The 18,363-nt window shown below is 70.5% G+C and carries 20 protein-coding genes; 13 read left to right on the top strand and 7 right to left on the bottom strand.

Annotated elements, in window-relative coordinates; genetic code table 11:
• Position 1 precedes the first annotated feature (1 nt).
• The 7 genes from sufD to OG741_RS09960 are packed head-to-tail and all read left to right on the top strand — an operon-like array spanning position 2 to position 4,756.
• Positions 2 to 1,183, top strand: coding sequence for a Fe-S cluster assembly protein SufD (gene sufD / locus OG741_RS09990; RefSeq protein WP_405596430.1), 1,182 nt, complete (start codon positions 2 to 4; stop codon positions 1,181 to 1,183).
• Positions 1,183 to 1,503, top strand: coding sequence for a bifunctional 3-phenylpropionate/cinnamic acid dioxygenase ferredoxin subunit (locus tag OG741_RS09985; protein WP_142216416.1), 321 nt, complete (start codon positions 1,183 to 1,185; stop codon positions 1,501 to 1,503). Before sufD ends, OG741_RS09985 begins: the two co-directional genes overlap by 1 nt.
• 7 nt (positions 1,504 to 1,510) lie before the next feature.
• A complete protein-coding gene (gene sufC / locus OG741_RS09980; protein WP_142216415.1) occupies positions 1,511 to 2,275 on the top strand; it encodes a Fe-S cluster assembly ATPase SufC in 765 nt (254 codons plus the stop codon).
• The gene (locus tag OG741_RS09975) at positions 2,272 to 3,528 is read left to right on the top strand and encodes a cysteine desulfurase (protein WP_405596429.1); all 1,257 of its coding nucleotides are present in this window, start codon (positions 2,272 to 2,274) and stop codon (positions 3,526 to 3,528) included. Before sufC ends, OG741_RS09975 begins: the two co-directional genes overlap by 4 nt.
• Positions 3,529 to 3,539: 11 nt before the next feature.
• A complete protein-coding gene (gene sufU, locus OG741_RS09970) occupies positions 3,540 to 3,995 on the top strand; it encodes a Fe-S cluster assembly sulfur transfer protein SufU (RefSeq protein WP_324990233.1) in 456 nt (151 codons plus the stop codon).
• Entirely contained in the window at positions 3,992 to 4,330 is a 339-nt protein-coding gene (locus tag OG741_RS09965; protein ID WP_266477654.1) for a metal-sulfur cluster assembly factor, read from the top strand. The genes sufU and OG741_RS09965 overlap by 4 nt, the downstream gene beginning before the upstream one ends.
• Before the next feature lie 60 nt (positions 4,331 to 4,390).
• Complete coding sequence (locus OG741_RS09960) at positions 4,391 to 4,756, top strand: VOC family protein (RefSeq protein ID WP_266477655.1); 366 nt, start codon at positions 4,391 to 4,393, stop codon at positions 4,754 to 4,756.
• A gap of 11 nt (positions 4,757 to 4,767) precedes the next feature.
• Here OG741_RS09960 and OG741_RS09955 read toward each other — a convergent pair whose 3' ends face one another.
• Together OG741_RS09955 and OG741_RS09950 are read right to left on the bottom strand one after the other, a co-directional pair.
• Positions 4,768 to 5,784 (bottom strand): hypothetical protein, encoded by a 1,017-nt coding sequence (locus tag OG741_RS09955; protein ID WP_405596428.1) that lies wholly within the window; start codon positions 5,782 to 5,784, stop codon positions 4,768 to 4,770.
• A 151-nt stretch (positions 5,785 to 5,935) separates the two neighbouring features.
• Positions 5,936 to 6,397, bottom strand: coding sequence for a MarR family winged helix-turn-helix transcriptional regulator (locus OG741_RS09950; RefSeq protein ID WP_266477656.1), 462 nt, complete (start codon positions 6,395 to 6,397; stop codon positions 5,936 to 5,938).
• 113 nt (positions 6,398 to 6,510) lie between these two features.
• On the opposite strand from OG741_RS09950, the gene OG741_RS09945 reads away from it, so the two are divergent.
• The 3 genes from OG741_RS09945 to dapD are packed head-to-tail and all read left to right on the top strand — an operon-like array spanning position 6,511 to position 8,436.
• On the top strand, positions 6,511 to 6,831 hold the full coding sequence (locus tag OG741_RS09945; protein ID WP_266477657.1) for a multidrug efflux SMR transporter: 321 nt from the start codon (positions 6,511 to 6,513) through the stop codon (positions 6,829 to 6,831).
• Positions 6,831 to 7,403: a TetR/AcrR family transcriptional regulator gene (locus OG741_RS09940; RefSeq protein WP_405596427.1), complete on the top strand. Its 573-nt coding sequence runs from the start codon at positions 6,831 to 6,833 to the stop codon at positions 7,401 to 7,403. The genes OG741_RS09945 and OG741_RS09940 overlap by 1 nt, the downstream gene beginning before the upstream one ends.
• Positions 7,404 to 7,446: 43 nt before the next feature.
• A complete protein-coding gene (gene dapD, locus OG741_RS09935; RefSeq protein ID WP_405596426.1) occupies positions 7,447 to 8,436 on the top strand; it encodes a 2,3,4,5-tetrahydropyridine-2,6-dicarboxylate N-succinyltransferase in 990 nt (329 codons plus the stop codon).
• 45 nt (positions 8,437 to 8,481) lie between these two features.
• On the opposite strand, the gene dapA is transcribed toward dapD, so the two are convergent.
• Entirely contained in the window at positions 8,482 to 9,369 is an 888-nt protein-coding gene (gene dapA, locus OG741_RS09930; RefSeq protein WP_405596425.1) for a 4-hydroxy-tetrahydrodipicolinate synthase, read from the bottom strand.
• Positions 9,370 to 9,554: 185 nt separating this feature from the next.
• On the opposite strand from dapA, the gene OG741_RS09925 reads away from it, so the two are divergent.
• Positions 9,555 to 10,181 carry a DUF4232 domain-containing protein gene (locus OG741_RS09925; protein ID WP_405596424.1) on the top strand — a complete coding sequence of 209 codons (627 nt, stop codon included), beginning with the start codon at positions 9,555 to 9,557 and terminating at the stop codon, positions 10,179 to 10,181.
• A gap of 60 nt (positions 10,182 to 10,241) precedes the next feature.
• On the opposite strand, the gene OG741_RS09920 is transcribed toward OG741_RS09925, so the two are convergent.
• Positions 10,242 to 12,080, bottom strand: coding sequence for an endonuclease/exonuclease/phosphatase (locus OG741_RS09920; RefSeq protein ID WP_405596423.1), 1,839 nt, complete (start codon positions 12,078 to 12,080; stop codon positions 10,242 to 10,244).
• Between the two features lie 272 nt (positions 12,081 to 12,352).
• Here OG741_RS09920 and OG741_RS09915 point away from each other — a divergent pair, with 272 nt between their 5' ends.
• Positions 12,353 to 13,804, top strand: coding sequence for a hypothetical protein (locus OG741_RS09915; RefSeq protein ID WP_405596422.1), 1,452 nt, complete (start codon positions 12,353 to 12,355; stop codon positions 13,802 to 13,804).
• Positions 13,805 to 14,580: 776 nt separating this feature from the next.
• Here OG741_RS09915 and OG741_RS09910 read toward each other — a convergent pair.
• From OG741_RS09910 to OG741_RS09900, 3 genes are read right to left on the bottom strand one after another with little or no spacing between them, the layout of a single operon-like run.
• Positions 14,581 to 15,033: a hypothetical protein gene (locus OG741_RS09910; RefSeq protein WP_266477670.1), complete on the bottom strand. Its 453-nt coding sequence runs from the start codon at positions 15,031 to 15,033 to the stop codon at positions 14,581 to 14,583.
• A gap of 14 nt (positions 15,034 to 15,047) precedes the next feature.
• The gene (locus OG741_RS09905) at positions 15,048 to 16,187 is read right to left on the bottom strand and encodes a hypothetical protein (protein WP_405605492.1); all 1,140 of its coding nucleotides are present in this window, start codon (positions 16,185 to 16,187) and stop codon (positions 15,048 to 15,050) included.
• Positions 16,188 to 16,245: 58 nt separating this feature from the next.
• On the bottom strand, positions 16,246 to 16,485 hold the full coding sequence (locus OG741_RS09900) for a hypothetical protein (RefSeq protein WP_405596421.1): 240 nt from the start codon (positions 16,483 to 16,485) through the stop codon (positions 16,246 to 16,248).
• A 318-nt stretch (positions 16,486 to 16,803) separates the two neighbouring features.
• On the opposite strand from OG741_RS09900, the gene OG741_RS09895 reads away from it, so the two are divergent.
• Positions 16,804 to 18,249 (top strand): alkaline phosphatase PhoX, encoded by a 1,446-nt coding sequence (locus OG741_RS09895; RefSeq protein ID WP_405605490.1) that lies wholly within the window; start codon positions 16,804 to 16,806, stop codon positions 18,247 to 18,249.
• Positions 18,250 to 18,363: the final 114 nt, after the last annotated feature.

Genomic DNA, 18,363 nt, shown 5'->3' with positions numbered 1-18,363 from the left:
CATGGCTGAGGCTCAGAACATTCCGGCGGGGTCCACCACTGCCGGCTCGATCGCGGTGGCCGCCGAGTCGACCGTCGCCACCCGCATGAGTGCGCCGCCGTCCTTCGACGTGGCGGACTTCCCGGTCCCGCACGGCCGCGAGGAGGAGTGGCGTTTCACTCCGCTGGAGCGGCTGGCCGGTCTGCACGACGGCACCGCCGTCGCGAACGGCACCGGCATCAAGGTCGACATCGACGCGCCCGAAGGCGTCGTCGTCGAGACCGTGGGCCGGGACGACGCGCGGCTCGGCAGGGCGGGCACCCCGGTGGACCGCGTGGCCGCCCAGGCGTACTCCTCCTTCGAGAAGGCCTCGGTCGTCACCGTGCCCAAGGAGACCGTGCTCACGGAGCCGGTCCGGATCGCCGTGCACGGCGAGGGCGGCACCGCCTTCGCCCACCAGGTCATCGAGCTCGGCGCTTTCGCCGAGGCCGTCGTGGTCGTCGACCACACCGGCGACGCGGTCCTCGCCGCCAACGTCGACTACCTGCTCGGCGACGGCGCGAAGCTCACCGTCGTCTCCGTCCAGGACTGGGACGACAAGGCCGTCCACGTCTCCCAGCACAATGCGCTGGTCGGCCGGGACGCCTCGTTCAAGTCGATCGTGGTCACCTTCGGCGGCGATCTCGTACGTCTGCACCCGCGGGTCTCCTACGCGGGCACCGGCGGCGAGGCCGAGCTCCTCGGCCTCTACTTCACCGACGCCGGGCAGCACCAGGAGCACCGGCTCCTGGTCGACCACAACGCCCCGCACTGCCGCTCCAACGCCGCCTACAAGGGCGCGCTGCAGGGCCAGGACGCGCACGCGGTGTGGATCGGCGACGTCCTCATCGAGGCGAAGGCCGAGGGCACGGACACCTACGAGATGAACCGCAACCTCGTCCTCACCGACGGCGCGCGCGTCGACTCCGTACCGAACCTGGAGATCGAGACCGGCGAGATCGTCGGCGCCGGTCACGCCTCCGCCACCGGCCGCTTCGACGACGAGCAGCTCTTCTACCTGCAGTCCCGTGGCATCCCCGCCGACGAGGCCCGCCGCCTGGTGGTCCGCGGCTTCTTCGCCGAGCTGGTCCAGAAGATCGGCCTGCCCGACGTCGAGGAGCGCCTGCTCGCCAAGATCGACGCGGAGCTGGAGGCGTCCGTCTGATGGCCGCCTTCGTCCGAGCCTGTGGGCTGAGCGAGCTGGAGGAGGACACCCCGAAGCGGGTGGAACTCGACGGCACGCCGATCTCGGTCGTCCGGACCGAGGGCGAGGTCTTCGCCATCAACGACGTCTGCTCGCACGCGAACGTCTCGCTGTCCGAGGGCGAGGTGGAGGACTGCCAGATCGAGTGCTGGCTGCACGGCTCCAGCTTCGACCTCCGCACCGGCAAGCCGTCCGGCCTCCCCGCGACGCGCCCCGTCCCCGTATACCCCGTCAAGATCGAAGGGGACGATGTGCTCGTCTCCGTCACCCAGGAGTCCTGAGTCACCCATGGCAACGCTTGAAATCCGCGACCTGCACGTTTCCGTCGAGGCCGAGAACGGCCCCCGGGAGATCCTCAAGGGCGTCGACCTGACCGTGAAGCAGGGCGAGACCCACGCCATCATGGGCCCCAACGGCTCCGGCAAGTCGACCCTCGCCTACTCCATCGCGGGCCACCCCAAGTACACGATCACCCGTGGCACCGTGACCCTGGACGGCGAGGACGTCCTTGAGATGACCGTCGACGAGCGCGCCCGCGCCGGAATGTTCCTGGCCATGCAGTACCCGGTCGAGGTCCCCGGCGTCTCGGTCTCCAACTTCCTGCGTACCTCCGCGACGGCGATCCGCGGCGAGGCCCCCAAGCTGCGTACCTGGGTGAAGGAGGTCAAGTCCGCGATGGAGACGCTCCAGATGGACCCGGCCTTCGCCGAGCGCAATGTGAACGAGGGCTTCTCCGGCGGTGAGAAGAAGCGCCACGAGATCCTTCAGCTGGAGCTGCTCAAGCCGAAGATCGCGATCCTCGACGAGACCGACTCCGGTCTGGACGTCGACGCGCTGCGCCAGGTTTCCGAGGGCGTCAACCGCGTCCACGCGAGCGGCGAGGTCGGCACCCTGCTGATCACGCACTACACGCGCATCCTGCGCTACATCAAGCCGGACTTCGTTCACGTCTTCGCGAACGGCCGCATCGCCGAGTCCGGCGGCGCCGAGCTCGCCGACAAGCTCGAGGCCGAGGGCTACGAGGCATACACGAAGGGTGGCGTATCCGCGTGACACAGCTGCCGGGCCTCCTCGACACCGAGGCGATCCGCAAGGACTTCCCGATCCTGGATCGCTTGATCCACGACGGGAAGAAGGTCGTGTACCTGGACAACGCGGCGACGTCCCAGAAGCCGCGCCAGGTGCTCGATGTGCTGAACGAGTACTACGAACAGCACAATGCCAACGTCCACCGCGGTATCCACGTGCTCGCCGAGGAGGCCACGGCGCTGTACGAGGGTGCCCGCGACAAGGTCGCCGCCTTCATCAACGCGCCGAGCCGCGACGAGGTGATCTTCACCAAGAACGCCTCCGAGTCGCTCAACCTCGTGGCCAACATGCTCGGCTGGGCGGACGAGCCCTACCGCGTGGACCACGAGACCGAGATCGTCATCACGGAGATGGAGCACCACTCCAACATCGTTCCGTGGCAGCTGCTCGCGCAGCGCACCGGCGCGAAGCTGAAGTGGTTCGGCCTCACCGACGACGGCCGCCTCGACCTGTCCAACATCGACGAGATCATCACCGAGAAGACGAAGATCGTCTCCTTCACGCTGGTCTCCAACATCATGGGCACGGTCAACCCGGTCGACGCGCTCGTGCGCCGGGCGCAGGACGTGGGCGCGCTGGTCCTGATCGACGCCTCGCAGGCCGCGCCGCACATGCCGCTGGACGTCCAGGCGCTCGGAGCCGACTTCGTGGCCTTCACCGGCCACAAGATGTGCGGCCCGACGGGCATCGGCGTGCTGTGGGGCCGCCAGGAGCTGCTGGAGGACCTTCCGCCGTTCCTCGGCGGCGGCGAGATGATCGAGACCGTCTCGATGCACTCCTCCACCTACGCTCCCGCGCCGCACAAGTTCGAGGCCGGTACGCCCCCGATCGCCCAGGCCGTCGGCCTCGGCGCGGCCGTGGACTACCTCACCTCGATCGGCATGGACAAGATCGCCCAGCATGAGCACGCCCTCACCGAGTACGCGGTGAAGCGTCTCCTGGAGGTCCCCGACCTGCGGATCATCGGCCCCACCACGGCCGAGGAGCGCGGCGCGGCGATCTCCTTCACCCTGGGAGACATCCACCCGCACGACGTGGGCCAGGTTCTCGACGAGCAGGGCATCGCGGTCCGGGTCGGCCACCACTGCGCGCGGCCGGTCTGCCTGCGGTACGGAATTCCTGCGACCACGCGGGCGTCGTTCTATCTGTACTCCACGCCCGGCGAGGTCGATGCCTTGATCGACGGCCTGGAGCACGTCCGTAACTTCTTCGGATGAGGGACTGACGCGTGAAGCTGGATTCGATGTACCAGGAAGTCATCCTGGACCACTACAAGCACCCCCACGGGCGTGGTCTGCGGGATGGCGACGCCGAGGTGCACCACGTCAATCCGACGTGCGGTGACGAGATCACGCTCCGCGTGAAGTACGACGGTACTCGGATCGAGGACGTGTCGTACGAGGGCCAGGGCTGCTCGATCAGCCAGGCCTCCGCCTCCGTACTGAACGAGCTGCTGGTCGGCAAGGAGCTGGCCGAGGCGCAGAAGATCCAGGCGACCTTCCTGGAGCTGATGCAGTCCAAGGGCCAGATCGAGCCCGACGACGCGATGGAGGAGGTGCTGGAGGACGCGGTCGCGTTCGCCGGTGTCTCCAAGTACCCCGCCCGGGTGAAGTGTGCTCTGCTGAGCTGGATGGCGTGGAAGGACGCGACGGCGCAGGCGCTGTCCGAAGGGAAGACGGCATGACTGACAACGAGACCGCCACGATGAAGCCTGCCTCCGAGGAGGAGGTCCGCGAGGCGCTGTACGACGTCGTCGACCCCGAGCTGGGCATCGACGTCGTCAACCTCGGCCTGATCTACGGCATCCACATCGACGAGTCCAACATCGCCACCCTGGACATGACGCTGACGTCCGCGGCCTGCCCGCTGACCGATGTGATCGAGGACCAGGCGAAGGCGGCGACGGACGGTATCGTCAATGAGCTGAAGATCAACTGGGTCTGGATGCCGCCGTGGGGCCCGGACAAGATCACGGACGACGGGCGCGAGCAGCTGCGCGCGCTGGGCTTCAACGTCTGAGCCGGACTCTCCCGAGACAGATCCTCGAAACGGCCATGCCCGCCAGGCACACTGGCAGGCATGGCCGTTTCGCTGTACACCGTCGTCATCGACGCCCACGATCTGCCGGCGCTCGCCCGCTTCTGGAGCCAGGTCCTGGACTGGAAGGTGGTCTTCGAGGCCGAGGACGAGATCACCATCGGCGCGGACGAGTTCTCCCTGCCGGGGATCACCTTCGTGCCCGTCCCCGAGCACAAGACCGTCAAGAACAGGCTGCACATCGACCTCACGCCCGACGACCAGGCCGCCGAGGTCGAGCGGATCATCGGGCTCGGGGCCCGGCGGGCCGGTGTCGGGCAGGGGCCGGAAGCGACCTGGGTAGTGCTCGCCGACCCTGAGGGCAACGAGTTCTGCGTACTGCGCCCGAAGAAGACGCTGCTCGACTAGCGCGACCAGCTCTAGTAGGCGGGCGGTACGGCGGCGGCCTCGGCGAGGGTCGGGGCCAGGTTCTCCGTGCGGATACGGCGGTCGATGTAGAGCAGGCTCGCGATCAGCTGCGGGAACGCGGCGACCACCACCTGTCCGATCAGCTGGCTCACCAGACTCAGGACGATCGCACCACCGAGGTAGACCATGACCTGCGATCCGGTCGGGTCCGAGCCGAGGTCCGAGCTGCCGATCGCGCCGGGGAGCATCTGGACGAGGCTGAGCGGCAGTTGGATGACATAGGCCGCGATACCGGCCATAACGCTGGTGAGCAGCGTGATGCCGAAGATCCGCCACCAGTCGCTGCGGACCAGCTTCGACGAGCGGCGCATCGCCGCGAGTGCGCCCTGGCCCTCGAAGACCGCGGCGGCCGGGGCGAGGGAGAACTTGACCCACAGCCAGATGGCGAGCGGCGCGGTCGCCATGGCGCCGACCAAGGCCAGCGGGGGCACGATCAGCGGCCCCGTGCCCGCGGACAGGAGCGCGATCATCAGGCCGACGAAAGCCGTGAGGAACAGGGCGACCGGGATCACCGAGACCAGGGCGACGAGGAAAACCGTGCCGATCACGGCCGGTACACGGGCTGCCGCCCGCCGCCAGACGACGCCGAACGTGGTCGGCCTGCCGAGCACCGCGTCCTGGAGGATCGCCGGAACGGAGGCGTACACCATCGCGGTGGCCAGCAGGAAGGTGATCATGCCGATGCCCCAGACGGCGAGGAAGGCGAAGAGCAGCGGACGGATGTCGTCCCAGACGGGAGGCTCGTCGCGCGTCGCGTCGTAGATCGTGCGCAGATGGTCGCCGACAACCGCGTACATGATCGCCAGTGCCACTCCGACGGCGCCCGCCGCCGCGCTGTAGACGGCCGCGGCTATGCCGAACAGCTGCTTCCAGTAGCGCCCGATCGTGCTGAAGGCGCCGCCGAGGATGTCGCCGAGGCCGAGCGGGGCCAGCGGGATCACCCCGGGCTTGGGCGGCGGCGGGGGCATCCAGCCGCCCCACCCCGGAGGCGGTCCGGGCGGGGGTGTGTTTCCGTATGCCACTGAGGTGTCTCCCGCGCGTCGTCGGCCCGGGCGCCGTGAGCCCCGGTGTGTTCTGCCTGGTCGGACGGGACACCGTAGCGGGGTGGGGCGGGCGGGGTCACCGTGCCCCCCGCTTTGCCTTTCTCGTCTCGGCCGTCGCCTCGCGCAGCGCGGGCGCAGCCTGCTCGAAGTAGCGGACCAGGACGCGCAGTTCGTCGGGGCTGAAGCCCGCGAAGACCTCGGCCATCCGGCGGCGTGCGGCGCCGAACGCCGCCTCGTCCTGTTCCGGGGTGAGGGGCACGGACTCGACCACGACACGGCGGCGGTCGGTGGCGTCCAGGCCGCGGCGGACCCGGCCGGCTCGCTCCAGCCGGTCGACGAGCCGGGTGGTGGCGCTCTGCGAGAGGCCGATCCGCTCGGCGAGCCTGCCGGTGGTCAGGGGACCCGCGAGCTCCAGTGTGCTCAGCGCGTACACGTCGGTGGGGTTCTGGCCGAGGGTTTCGGCGGCGGCCTGGCCGTGCAGGGCGGCGGCGGTCAGATAGGAGCGGTGGATGCGTGCGAGTTCGTCCTGGTCGGACATCGTCCGCCGCCTTTCGTCGGGTCTCGCCCTGCCGGTTGCTTGCGCCCGTACATGTATATTGCCCGATCCGCCGATGTGTACGAGCGTACGCAACGATGTGTACCCTCGTACACATGGGATACGGACTGCTGGCCGCGGCGATCGCGGCGGAGGTGGCCGGGACGACGGCCATGAAGTACAGCGAGGGCTTCACCAGGCTGTGGCCCTCGCTGCTCACCGTCGCGGGCTATCTGCTCGCCTTCACACTGCTCGCGCAGACGCTCAAGACCCTGTCGGTGGGCACCGCGTACGCGATCTGGGCGGGCGTCGGCACGGCCGCCGTCGCCGCGATCGGCATGCTCTTCCTGGGCGAGTCGACCAGCCTCGCCAAGCTCACCGGGATCGCCCTGGTGATCGTCGGGGTCGTCGTGCTCACCCTGGGCGGTGCGCACTGATGGCGCGGCGGTACGACCCCGAGCGGCGCCGGCGCATCATCGACGCGGCGATCCGGGTGGTCGCCACGAACGGCATCGGGGGACTCAGCCACCGCACGGTCGCGGCCGAGGCGGATGTTCCGCTCGGCTCGACGACCTACCACTTCGCCTCCCTGGACGAGCTGATGGTCGCCGCGCTGCGCCGGACCAACGAGGGATTCGGGGCAGCGGTACGGGACAGTGGCGCGCTCGGCGACCCCGGCGCCGATGTCGCCGAGGAACTCGCCCGGCTGATGGGGGAGTGGCTCGCCGGGGAGCGCACCGGCGTGGAGCTGGAGTACGAGCTGTATCTGGCCGCCCTGCGGCGGCCCGCGCTGCGGCCGGTCGCCGCGGAGTGGTGCGAGGGCCTCGCCGAGATCCTGGCCCGGCGGACCGATCCGGTCACGGCGCGGGCGCTGGTGGCGCTGATGGACGGGATCTGTCTGCAGGTGCTGCTGACGGACACGCCGTACGAGGCCGAGTACGCGCGGGAGATGCTGGGCCGGATCATCGAGCGCGGGGTGTCTGACGACGGGCCCGCGACCGGGACGTGAGACCGGTTCGCACCCGCCCGCCCTCGCCGGTTAGGTTCTCCTCATGACCGACACCACTGCTCCTCGCACCACCGGCGCCGTCGCCGCCGGGCTCGCCACCCTCACCACCGACGGCACCGTACTCGACACCTGGTTCCCCGCCCCCGAGCTGTCCGCCGAGGCCGGCCCGGCCGGGACCGAGCGGCTGACCGCCGAGCGTGCCGTCGAGCTGCTCGGCGAGGGCGCCGCCAAGGCCATCGGCCCGGACGCCCGCCGTGGCGTCGAGGTCGTCGCCGTGCGTACGGTCATCGCCTCGCTCGACGACAAGCCGCTGGACGCCCACGACGCGTATCTGCGCCTGCACCTGCTGAGCCACCGGCTCGTCCAGCCGCACGGCCAGAACCTGGACGGCGTCTTCGGGCTGCTCACCAACGTCGCCTGGACCTCGCTCGGCCCGGTCGCCGTCGACCAGGTCGAGACCGTGCGTCTCAACGCCCGCGCCGAGGGCCTGCACCTCGCCGTGACCAGCATCGACAAGTTCCCGCGGATGACGGACTACGTCGCACCCAAGGGCGTGCGCATCGCCGACGCCGACCGCGTCCGCCTCGGCGCGCACCTCGCCGAGGGCACGACCGTCATGCACGAGGGCTTCGTGAACTTCAACGCCGGCACGCTCGGCACGTCGATGGTCGAGGGCCGCATCTCCGCGGGCGTCGTCGTCGGCGACGGCTCCGACATCGGCGGCGGCGCGTCCACGATGGGCACGCTCTCCGGCGGCGGCAACGTCCGGATCGTCATCGGCGAGCGCTGCCTGATCGGCGCCGAGGCGGGCGTCGGGATCGCGCTCGGCGACGAGTGTGTGGTCGAGGCGGGGCTGTACGTCACGGCAGGGACCCGGGTCACGATGCCCGACGGTCAGATCGTCAAGGCGCGCGAACTCTCCGGCGCGAGCAACATCCTCTTCCGCCGGAACTCGGTCACCGGGTCGGTGGAGGCGCGTCCGAACAACGCGGTGTGGGGCGGGCTCAACGAGGTCCTGCACAGCCACAACTAGGCCCTGTCCGGGGGGCTCCGGCCCCCCGGACCCCCAGCTCCTCCGTCAAACGCCGGCGGAGCCGGTTTCCAGCTCCTCGTACGCCGCACGCAGCCGGTCGACCGCCTCGCGCCCCGCGGGCCGCAGCGGTTCGCGGACCGGGCCCGCGTCCAGGAGGGCCTTCGCCGTCACCGTGCCCGGCAGGCCCGAGGCCATCATCAGTTCGGCCAGCGGGAGCGTGCGGCCGTTGAGGCGGGCGGCCTCGGCGGTGTCGCCCTTGTCGTACGCGTCGAGCACCGCGCGCAACGGGCGCGGTGCGACGTTCGCGACCGTGCTGACATAGCCCGCGGCGCCCACCGCGTACAGCGGCAGGTTCAGCTCCTCGGCGCCCGAGTAGTACGCCAGCGAGGTGCGGGTGATCACCTTGGCCGAGCCGAGCAGGTCGTACGCGCAGTCCTTGACGGCGACGATCCGCGGATGGCCCGCCAGGCGCAGCATCGTGTCCACCTCGATACGGGTGCCGGTGCGGCCGGGGATGTCGTACAGCATCACCGGGAGCTTCGTCGCGTCCGCGACCGTACGGAAGTGCGCCTCGATCGCGTCCTGCGGCGGGCGGCTGTAGTACGGCGTGACCACCAACAGGCCGTCCGCGCCCGCCTGTTCGGCCGCGCGTGCCAGCTCGACCGTGTGCCGCGTGGACGCGCTGCCGACGCCCGCCACGATGGACGCGGTGTCACCGACCGCCTCGCGCACGGCGTGTACCAGCGCCGTCTTCTCGGCGTCGGTCGTGGTCGGGGACTCGCCGGTGGTGCCGTTCAGAACCAGTCCGTCGCAGCCCTCGGCCACCAGATGGACCGCGTGGCGGGCGGCCGCCTCCAGGTCCAGCTCGCCGGTGGCGGTGAAGGGCGTGATCATCGCGCAGAGCGCGCGGCCGAAAGGGCGTGAAAGGGTCATGTTCCGCAGTGTCGGCCCGATGGACAATGAAGGTCCACTTAGATCTGCTTGGGGTGAGGGGCAAGCAGAGCTGAAGAGTTGACACGTGGCCGCCCGTCGGGTGAACGGGCAGGCATGGCACGGGCGTTCACCTCTGCCATGATCGGGTTCCGGGCGAGGCAGGACCGACATGGGGGGCATGTGCTGTGAGGCGTACCGGAGTGGCGGCGGCGGTGGTGATGGCGGCTGTGGTGCTGGGCGGCTGTACGAGCGCGCAGGAGCCGCCGCCGGGCGCGGCGGACCCCAGCCGGACGTGGCCGGTGAAGGCCGGCTCGCTGTCCACGTCCCCCTTCCCCCAGTACGGTGCGCTGCCAGGGACTCCGACGCCGGGTCCGACGCCCACGCCGACGGTGTGCCCCGCCTCCGGCGTGGTGATCACCAGCGGTGAGGTGAACGCCGCGATGGGGCGCCGGGCCACCGTGATCACGTTGAGGAACTGCGGGCGAAGTGCGTACCACGTCAACGGCTATCCGCAGGTCGGAGCCCTGGACAAGGACCGCGAACCGCTCAAGCTGAAGATCACCCACGGTGAGGCGGACGCGGGCAGGGTCCGGGGCCCCGAGCCGATCACGCTCGCGCCCGGGAGGAGTGCGGTGTCCGTGCTGAACTGGACGAACCGCGTCACCTCCTTCGACCCGCCGAAGCCCGGCGCGTATCTGGTGATCGCGCCGTCCGCGGACGAGGAGAAGCAGACGCTGCCCTTCACGCTCGACATGGGCACCGCGGCCGAACTGGACGTCACGGCCTGGGCTGTTGACCCCGGCCAGGGTTGATGGCTCACCGGTCACACGCCCGCGCTGAGCTTCCGCGCGGGCGTGTGACCGGCCTACTGCCTACGGGCGGAAGCGCAGTACCTGCGGGTCGTGGTCGCTGTTCTGGTCCGCGAACTCGGCGTTGATGTGCACGCTGTCGTAACTGAAGTCGCCGATCGCCGGGCTGGTCAGGATCTGGTCCAGAACCTGGCTGTTGCCCTGGAAGACGTACGAGTAACGCTGCGAGCGCGGCAGGGACTTGACCGCCGGGTACAGCGCACCGCCGTCGGTCAGCGCCTTCGTCGTCGCCGAGAACTCGAAGTCGTTGATGTCGCCCAGGACCAGGACATCGGCGCGGCAGTCGGTCTTGATGATGTCCTTGACGAAGGCGTTCACGGCCTGCGCCTGCTGCAGGCGCTTGGTCTCGGAGGACCGGTTCGGCGGCTGGTGGTGCGAGGCCAGGCTCTCGTCGCCGCCCTTCGAGCCGAAGTGGTTGGCGATCACGAAGACCGGGCGGCCGCGGAAGGTGAACTCACCGGCCAGCGGCTTGCGGCTGTTCTCCCAGGCGGTGTTCGCCGGGTCGATCCTGCCGGGGGAGAGCGTCAGGGCCGCGTGGCCCTTCTCCCCCTCGACGACGGCGGTCGCGGTCTTCGCGTCGCCGCCCGGACGGTCCGTGAAGGAGACCCGCTCGGGGTTGAAGAGGAAGACCTGGCGGATGTTTCCGCCGGGCTCGCCGCCGTCCTTGTTGTTCTCGGGGTCGATGCTCCGCCACTCGTACGCCGGGCCACCGGCCGCCGTGATCGCCGCGGTGAACTTCTTCAGCGTCTCGCCCGCCGTGACGACGCCGGTGTTCTTTGCGCCGTTGTCGTCCTGGATCTCCTCCAGGGCGAGGATGTCGGGCGAGGCGAGGTTGTCGACCACGGCCGCCGCGAGCGCGTCGAACTTCTCCTGCGGGTCACTCGGGTCGAGGTTCTCCACGTTGTACGTGGCGACCGCGAGCTCTCCGCGGCTCTGCTTGCGCGTCGACTCACGCTTCAGGCCCTGGTCGGTGACCGTGCCCAGCGTGCGCGCGGTGATCGTGTAGCCGCCGAACTGGTTGAAGTCCAGGGGGCCTTCGGTCGTGCCGGAGAGCACATCGCCGACGTTCGCCTTGGGGAAGGGCTTCTCGGCGAGCGGCGCCAGCTGCTGGATCTGGAGCCGGCCGGTGTTCTGCGAGGTGTACGAGCCGTAGAGCGTGCCGCCGCGGGGGGTGCGGTGCTCGGACGGCTTCACCGTCACCCACAGCTCGGCGTACGGGTCGGTGGCGCCGACGACGCGGGAGGTGCCGATGCGTACGTCGGTGCCCTCCAGGGACTCGTAGTAGTCCAGGGCGTACGTGTCGGGGTCGAGCGGGAGCGCGTTGATGCTGTTGCCCGCGGCGGCGTCGCCGGTGGGGGCGTACGCCGAGGGCACCGACCGGGCGGAGACCGTGACCGGCGCGGGGAGCGCGTTGCCGGAGGAGACCACGGTGACCGCGGGCTTGGCGATCTGGGTGAGCGACTGGTTGCCGGAGGACGTGCCGCCGGCGATGTACTCGCCGACCGTGCCGGAGACGATCACGCTGTCGCCGACCGCGACGGTCGGGGCGGAGCCCGTGTAGACGAAGACGCCCTCGCTGGTGGCCGGGTTGTCGTCGGCCTGCGGGTCCTGGAACCAGAAGCCCTTGGAGCCGTAGGTCCGTACGCCCGTGACGATGCCGGGGACCTCGGTCACCTGCTGGCCGGCCAGCGGGGATATCCGGGTGGCGCCCTGGATGTCATGGATCCGGACCCCGGCGGCGGCGGATGCGGAGGCGGAGGAGCCTGCGAGCAGGCCGGCGGCCAGCGCGACGGAGACGACGGCCGCGACGGCGGCGGTTCTCGGTACGGCGGAGGAAGGCATCAAAGGTTCTCCGGATGTGAGGGATGAGGGGTGGTGCCAAAGTTCTACGCGCGTCAATCTCTTTGCTGGGCGGGGGAGTTGTCAAGAGTCGACGGGTGTACGGAAGGGGACGGGGCGATGAACCCCAGTGCGGGCGGGGTGGCGTCGGGGCGCGACCGCCCTGTTGCTGGGCGGCTGTCCCGCGCGCAGTGCCCGGGCGCGGCGAAACCCGGTGAAATACGTCTACGCTGGGTGCCGCCCGGACCCCGTATGCCCGCGAGGAGAAGCAGCAGATGCCCGAAGACCGCCCCACCCTCCCGCCGGTTCGGCTGCACTCGGAAGCTGAGCTGGCGCGGGACGCGCTGGCCACGCCGCTGCTGACCAGGGCCGTTCGGCTCGCCCGCTGGGCGGGGCCGGACACGCGGGTCGGCGCGGGCGGCGAACTCGTCGACGAGCAGTTGCCCGCGGCCGCCGAAGAGCTGGGCCTCGGGGCGGAGGGCGACGGCCCCGCGTATGCCAGTGAGGCATGGCGGGCAGCCGTCGACACCGGGCTCGTCGAGGTCCAGGACCCCGCCGACGACGACGCCGAGCATGGCACGGTCACGGCGGGCGAGAACCTCGCGGTGATCACCTCGGGCGCGCCGCAGGACATCCTCGCGATCTGGCTGGACGCGCTGGAGGCCGTGCACGCCGACGCCATCGCGCCGCTCCTCGACGACCTGGCCGACGCGATCCGCGCGGACGGCGAGATCGACTACGAGGCGCTGGACTGGGACCCGGACGCGGAGGCCGAATTCCTCGACGGGGTCCTCGGGAACCTGTATCTGCTGACCGTCACGGAGCACGGGGCGGGGGACGAGCCGGTGCCGCTGCCCGCGCTCGCCGCGTCGATGATCGTGCCCGACGACATGGGCGAGCCGACCGACGATGTCCTGGAGCAGGTGTCGGTGGCGATGATGCGTCTGGACGACCAGTTCCGGCTGTTCGAGCCGGTCGGCCTGGTCGAATACCGGCCCGTGGACGAGGCGTTGATGGCGGAGGAGGGCGAGGAGCCCGCACCGCCCGTGGACGACGAGGACGTCTCCCGCTACGGGCTGGTCAAGCTCACGCCGCTCGGGCTCTACGGCATCCGGGCGCGGATGCTGGAGGCGGGGATCGACGCGCCGGCGGTCGGTGAGCTGGCCGGCAAGGGCGCGGACGTGCTGCTCGACGGGCTCGCGCGCTACCCCGAACTGGCGGCACGGGCCGAGACGGAGCAGTGGCTCGCCCGGCGTGAGCCCGCCGACTCGGCGCGCGATCTGCTGGCGGCGGCACGGGGCGCGGACGCGGGCGCCCCGCTGCGGCGCCTGCACTGCCAGCAGGCGCTGACCCTGGTCGGCCCGCAGGCCGAACCGGCGGTCCGTGCGGTCCTCGACGACGTGGAACTGGGCGGCCTGGCCCGGGTCTGGCTGGCGGAACGCGGCGCTTCGGACGTGCCGGCGCCGCCGGAGTCGATGATCTTCTGGCTGGCCATCGACACGATCGCGGCGCAACTGGACGCGACGGACGGGGACCTGGAGGAGCTCCAGGGCCTGATCGAGGGCCTGGTGGGCCAGCACAGCGGCTTCTTCGACGCGGCGTGGCGGGTGGAGCACCCGGGGACGGCGGATGTGCTGGAGGCGATGGGGAGGCTGCACCCGGACAAGCGGGTGGCGAAGGAGGCGCGCAAGGCGGCGTTCAAGGCGCGGTCGCGGTCGGGGGGTTGAGTTTCCCCCACCCCGCCCCTTCCCGTAACTGGGGGCAAGCCCCCAGACCCCGGGGGAAGTGAGGGACAGGGGGCTGACGCCCCCGGTCCCCCGAGGGCGCGCACGCTTCGCGGCGCGATCGGCGGCAGGCCTCCAGGTCGTGCGGCCTTCGAGCGTGAGCGGCGTGCCCCACGGCCGGAACGGCCTTCGGGCCTGCGCCCTGCGTGGGGGCGAGCTCTGAGCCCCCGCGCCCCGGGGGCGCGCACGCTTCGCGGCGCGGTGGGGGCTCCGCACCAGGACCCCGTAGGCGCCCTTCGGGCGTGCGCGGCGCGGTGAGGGCAGCCCAAAGCCCCGAGCCCCGGGGGGCGCAGGCTTCGCGGCGCGATGGTGGCAGGCCTCCAGGTCGTGCGGCCTTCGATCGTGCGCGGCGTGCCCCACGTCCCCGAACGCCCTTCGGGCCTGCGCCGTGCGTGGGGGCGAGCTCTGAGTCCCCGAAGCGGGGCGCGCGGGCTTCGCGGCGCGGTGGGGCTCCGCCCCAGAACCCCGTAGGCGCCCTTCGGGCGTGCGTGGCGCCCCGAGCCCCCGGCGCGCCACGCACGTGGCGCGATGCGGGCAGGCCTCCAGGTCGTGCGGCCTTCGAGCATGCGCGGCGTGCCCCACCTCCCGGGCACACCCTGAGCCCCACCGCGCCCGAGGGCGTCCGCCGCGCGGTGGGGCTCCGACCCGGACCCCGTAGGCGACCTTCGGCCGCATGTCCTCAAACGCCGGGGGCCGGGGCGGAGCCCCGGTTCAGAGCGTCAGCACTCGTAGCGGGTCGTGTGCTTGAACGACGACGTCGCGCCCTCGAAGCCGTACGTCCCCCGGTACGCCGGCGGGTTCTGGTACTCGCCCACGATCGTGATCGTGTTCGCGCACGAGCCCTGGCCCGCCCGCTCCGCGTCCAGCCGGAGCTGGTCGCCGATCGTGCCGCCCGTGATGTTCCACGGGGCGCCGCAGATGCCGGAGGTGATCTGGCCGCCCGTCACCACATGCGGGTAGGTGTTCGGGTTGTACTTCAGCTCGATCGCGAACGTCACCTGGCCGTTGTGCAGTTCCAGCTTCGCCGTCGCCTGGAGCGCCTCCGCCGAGACCTCCAGCGGCCTGGCGAACGCCTCGTCGCGCGTCTTGACCTCCGCGCCCTGCGGGTTGAGATAGCGGTGCTCGGCGTGAGCCTGCGCGCCGCCCTTCTGCTTGCGTGCCTGCGTGGTCATGGTGCCCCCTCCCGTCAGGCCAGCTGCTCGGCGATTTCGACGCGCAGCAGCGCGCGGACGTTCTCGATGTGGTTCGCCACGGTCACGACCGACGAACCCGCGAACAGCAGACCGACCGCGACATTGTCGAAGGAGGTCACCAGCGAGCCGGAGTCGCCGCCCGCCGAGATGTTCGTCGTGAGGATCTGGTCCTTGAAGCGGGCCGTACCCGCCGTGCCGTAGTTGACGTCGATCGTCGCGTCCACCGCCACGATCCGGCCGAAGCTGACGTTCGTCGTACGCCCGGTCTTCTTGACCAGGTCACCGACCGCCACATTCGCCCTGCGCCGCCAGGCCCGCGGCGCCGCGCCGAAGTACTGTTCGCGCGTCGCGTCCTCGAACTCGACCTTGCCGAGCGCCGCGTCGACCACGTTGTTGTGCCGGTCCAGCGGGATCTGCGGTGCGAACTGGATGGTGATGAACCGGTCCAGCGTCGCGATCCGGTCCGCCGGATCCTGACCTCCGTCGAACACGCCGGGCTGCACGATCGGGCTGCCCAGCTGCGCGCGGTTGGAGTCGGCGAGCACATGGTTGTTGCTGAGGATGTGGAACTTCCCCGGCACACCGAGCCCCGGCCCCGGCGGATCCGTCGTGGCCCCGGGCAGGAAGTCGTACACCACGCTGCCGAGCGTTCCGGCCGTCACCCGTACGTTGCCCACCGAGATCCCGGAGGGCGCGGGCCGCAGCCGGCGCCGCAGGAGCTGGGGCTCCAGCGTGCCCATCTCACGGAGCTCTTCGAGCAGCGGCTGCGACAGCTGCGAAAGCTGGTCGGCGACACTGCCGTCGGGCCGGTACGCCGCCTCCGGCTCCACCCCGCGACGCGGCTGCTGCCGCTGCCGGCGCTGCGCGGAGACATGACCGACCGCGATCACATCGGTCGGCGTTCCGTCGTCCATCTGCCGTGGGATGACATCCCGTTCGGGCAGCATCGACTCCGGGACCTTCTGGGTCACGAAGACGAGCACGGCCTCTTCGCCCGTCGCGCGGCCGTCACTCCACTTCACGCCGTGGCCGAAGCCGACGACGTTGGCGAGCGGCGCCTGCGGTCGCAGGAAGTCGCTCATCGCCTGCTGCCGCGAGCTGTCACTGACCTGCCCGCCGGTCGGTCCTCGCATCATTTCGGGCTGGCTCGTCACGCCAGTCCACCTCTTCCCCTGGTCCGAAGGGGTTCCCTCAGCGCTCCTGGTCATGGGCGGACACATCGCCGATGGCGAGCACGCGCACCGGTACGCCCTCGAGCTGTGCGGGAACCACGTCTTCTGCCCGGAGCCGGTCACGGGGCACTTTGCGGGTGACGAAGACGACGATCACGTCCACGCCCGAGTGCTCGTCCCTCCCGGTGCCGACACCGGTCACGTTGGCCAGCCGCATGAGCCGGCTCTCATGGAGTTCGCGAGCCCGTTTCACGTCCATCCGTGATGGCTCGCCTCCCCCCGCAGGTGGTGCAGGTGTAGGGCATGTCTATTGCCAGGGCCCCCGGGGGTCAAGGAGTACCGCACTAAATCATGGGTTTGGTTATGATCCGTTCCTGATGACCTTCTTTACGAAGATTATTCGGACGGGTCGTCAAGTACGTGTATCCAAAGCCGAGTTGGGGTTGCCCGGCCGCCCCGGGGCATTCATGCTCGGCGGGGTCTCTCGACGTCGGCCGGAGTTCAATCGCCGTTCAGGCACGCGCGGAAGTGTGTGCCCGTCATCAGCCAGCCGGATGTGTTCCTTCAGGAGTACTCGATGCCGCTCACCCGCAGGGAATTCACCAAACAGTCCGCGCTCACCGGCGCCGGCGTCGCCCTCACCGGCGTCGTCGGCTCGCTCGCCACCGCGCCCGGCGCGCTCGCCGCGGAGGACACCGCCGAGAGTGCCGGTCACGGCCACCACGAGCCCGGCTACGGGCCGCTGATCCCCGACCCGAAGAAGATCCTCGCGCTGCCCGCCGGATTCAGCTACGAGATCATCACGCACAGTGGCGTCACCAAGCTGGACTCGGGTGAGTTCACCCCCTCCAACCACGACGGCACGGCCACCTTCGACGGGCCGCGCGGAGTGACCCTCCTCGTCACCAACCACGAGCTCAAGGGCCCCCGCTCCGGCTGGAAGTACCCGGTGCCGCTCGCCGAGGGTCTGGTCTACGACCCGGCCGCGTCCGGCGGCTGCTCGGTCGTCGAGGTCCACCGCAGCGGCGAGGTCGCCCAGTGGGTCGGCATCGCGGGCACCTCCACCAACTGCGCCGGCGGCCGCACCCCGTGGGGCACCTGGCTCACCTGCGAGGAGACCGAGGACCTCGCCGGCAAGAACGGCATGACCAAGGACCACGGCTACGTCTTCGAGGTCGACCCCTACGACCGGCGCGTCAACCGTGACCCGAAGCCCGTCAAGGCCTTCGGACGGTACGCCCACGAGGCCGTCGTCATCGACCCCAAGCGCGGCCACGCCTATCTGACCGAGGACGCCTCCGGTCCGAACGGCCTGCTCTACCGCTGGGTCCCGCCGCACGGGTTCCACCACGGCCGCGGACACCTCCGGCACCTCGCCGACGACGCGGGCGTACTCCAGGCGACCAAGTGCTACGACTCCGGCGGCCGTTTCGTCGACGACCTGTCCCGCGCCACGAAGATCGGAACGGTCTACGGCGTCGACTGGGTCGACGTGCCCGACCGTGACGGCCGCACGACCCCCGTACGCAAGCAGTTCGCGGACAAGGACATCACCCGCGCCCGCAAGCTCGAAGGCATGTGGTGGGGCGACGGCGGCGTGTACATCGTCTCCTCCTACGCCCGCGCGGAGAGCCCCGGCGCGGCGCACGACGGCCAGGTCTGGTTCTACGACCCCAAGCGCCGCACACTCACCCTGAGGGTGCTGCTCGGCGTCAACGCCGACCCGTCCAAGGACGGCGCCTACGACGGCCCCGACAACATCACCGTCTCCCCATACGGCGGCCTCGTCATCGCCGAGGACGGCGAGGGCGTCCAGCACCTGTTCGGCGCGACCGACCGCGGGCGCACCTACCCGATCGCCCGCAACGAACTGAACATCGGCACCGAGGAGGAGCCGGAGTTCAGCGAGTTCACCGGTGTCGTCTTCTCGTGCGACGGACGGACGCTCTACGCCAACATCCAGACCCCGGGCATCATGCTCGCGATCACGGGGCCCTGGAAGCGCCACGCGCAGCGCGACTAGGTCCTGTCCGGTCGATCAGGCCGGATCAGTGAGCGGGGTCTGGTGCGTGCAGCTGCAAGGCGGAGGATGGAGCCGACGCGGAGCGTCGGCGACTGACGCAACGCGGCATGGGGG

The sequence above is a fragment of the Streptomyces sp. NBC_01410 genome (assembly GCF_045040195.1).
Classification (GTDB): domain Bacteria; phylum Actinomycetota; class Actinomycetes; order Streptomycetales; family Streptomycetaceae; genus Streptomyces.
This window is presented reverse-complemented; position numbering and strand designations above follow the sequence as displayed.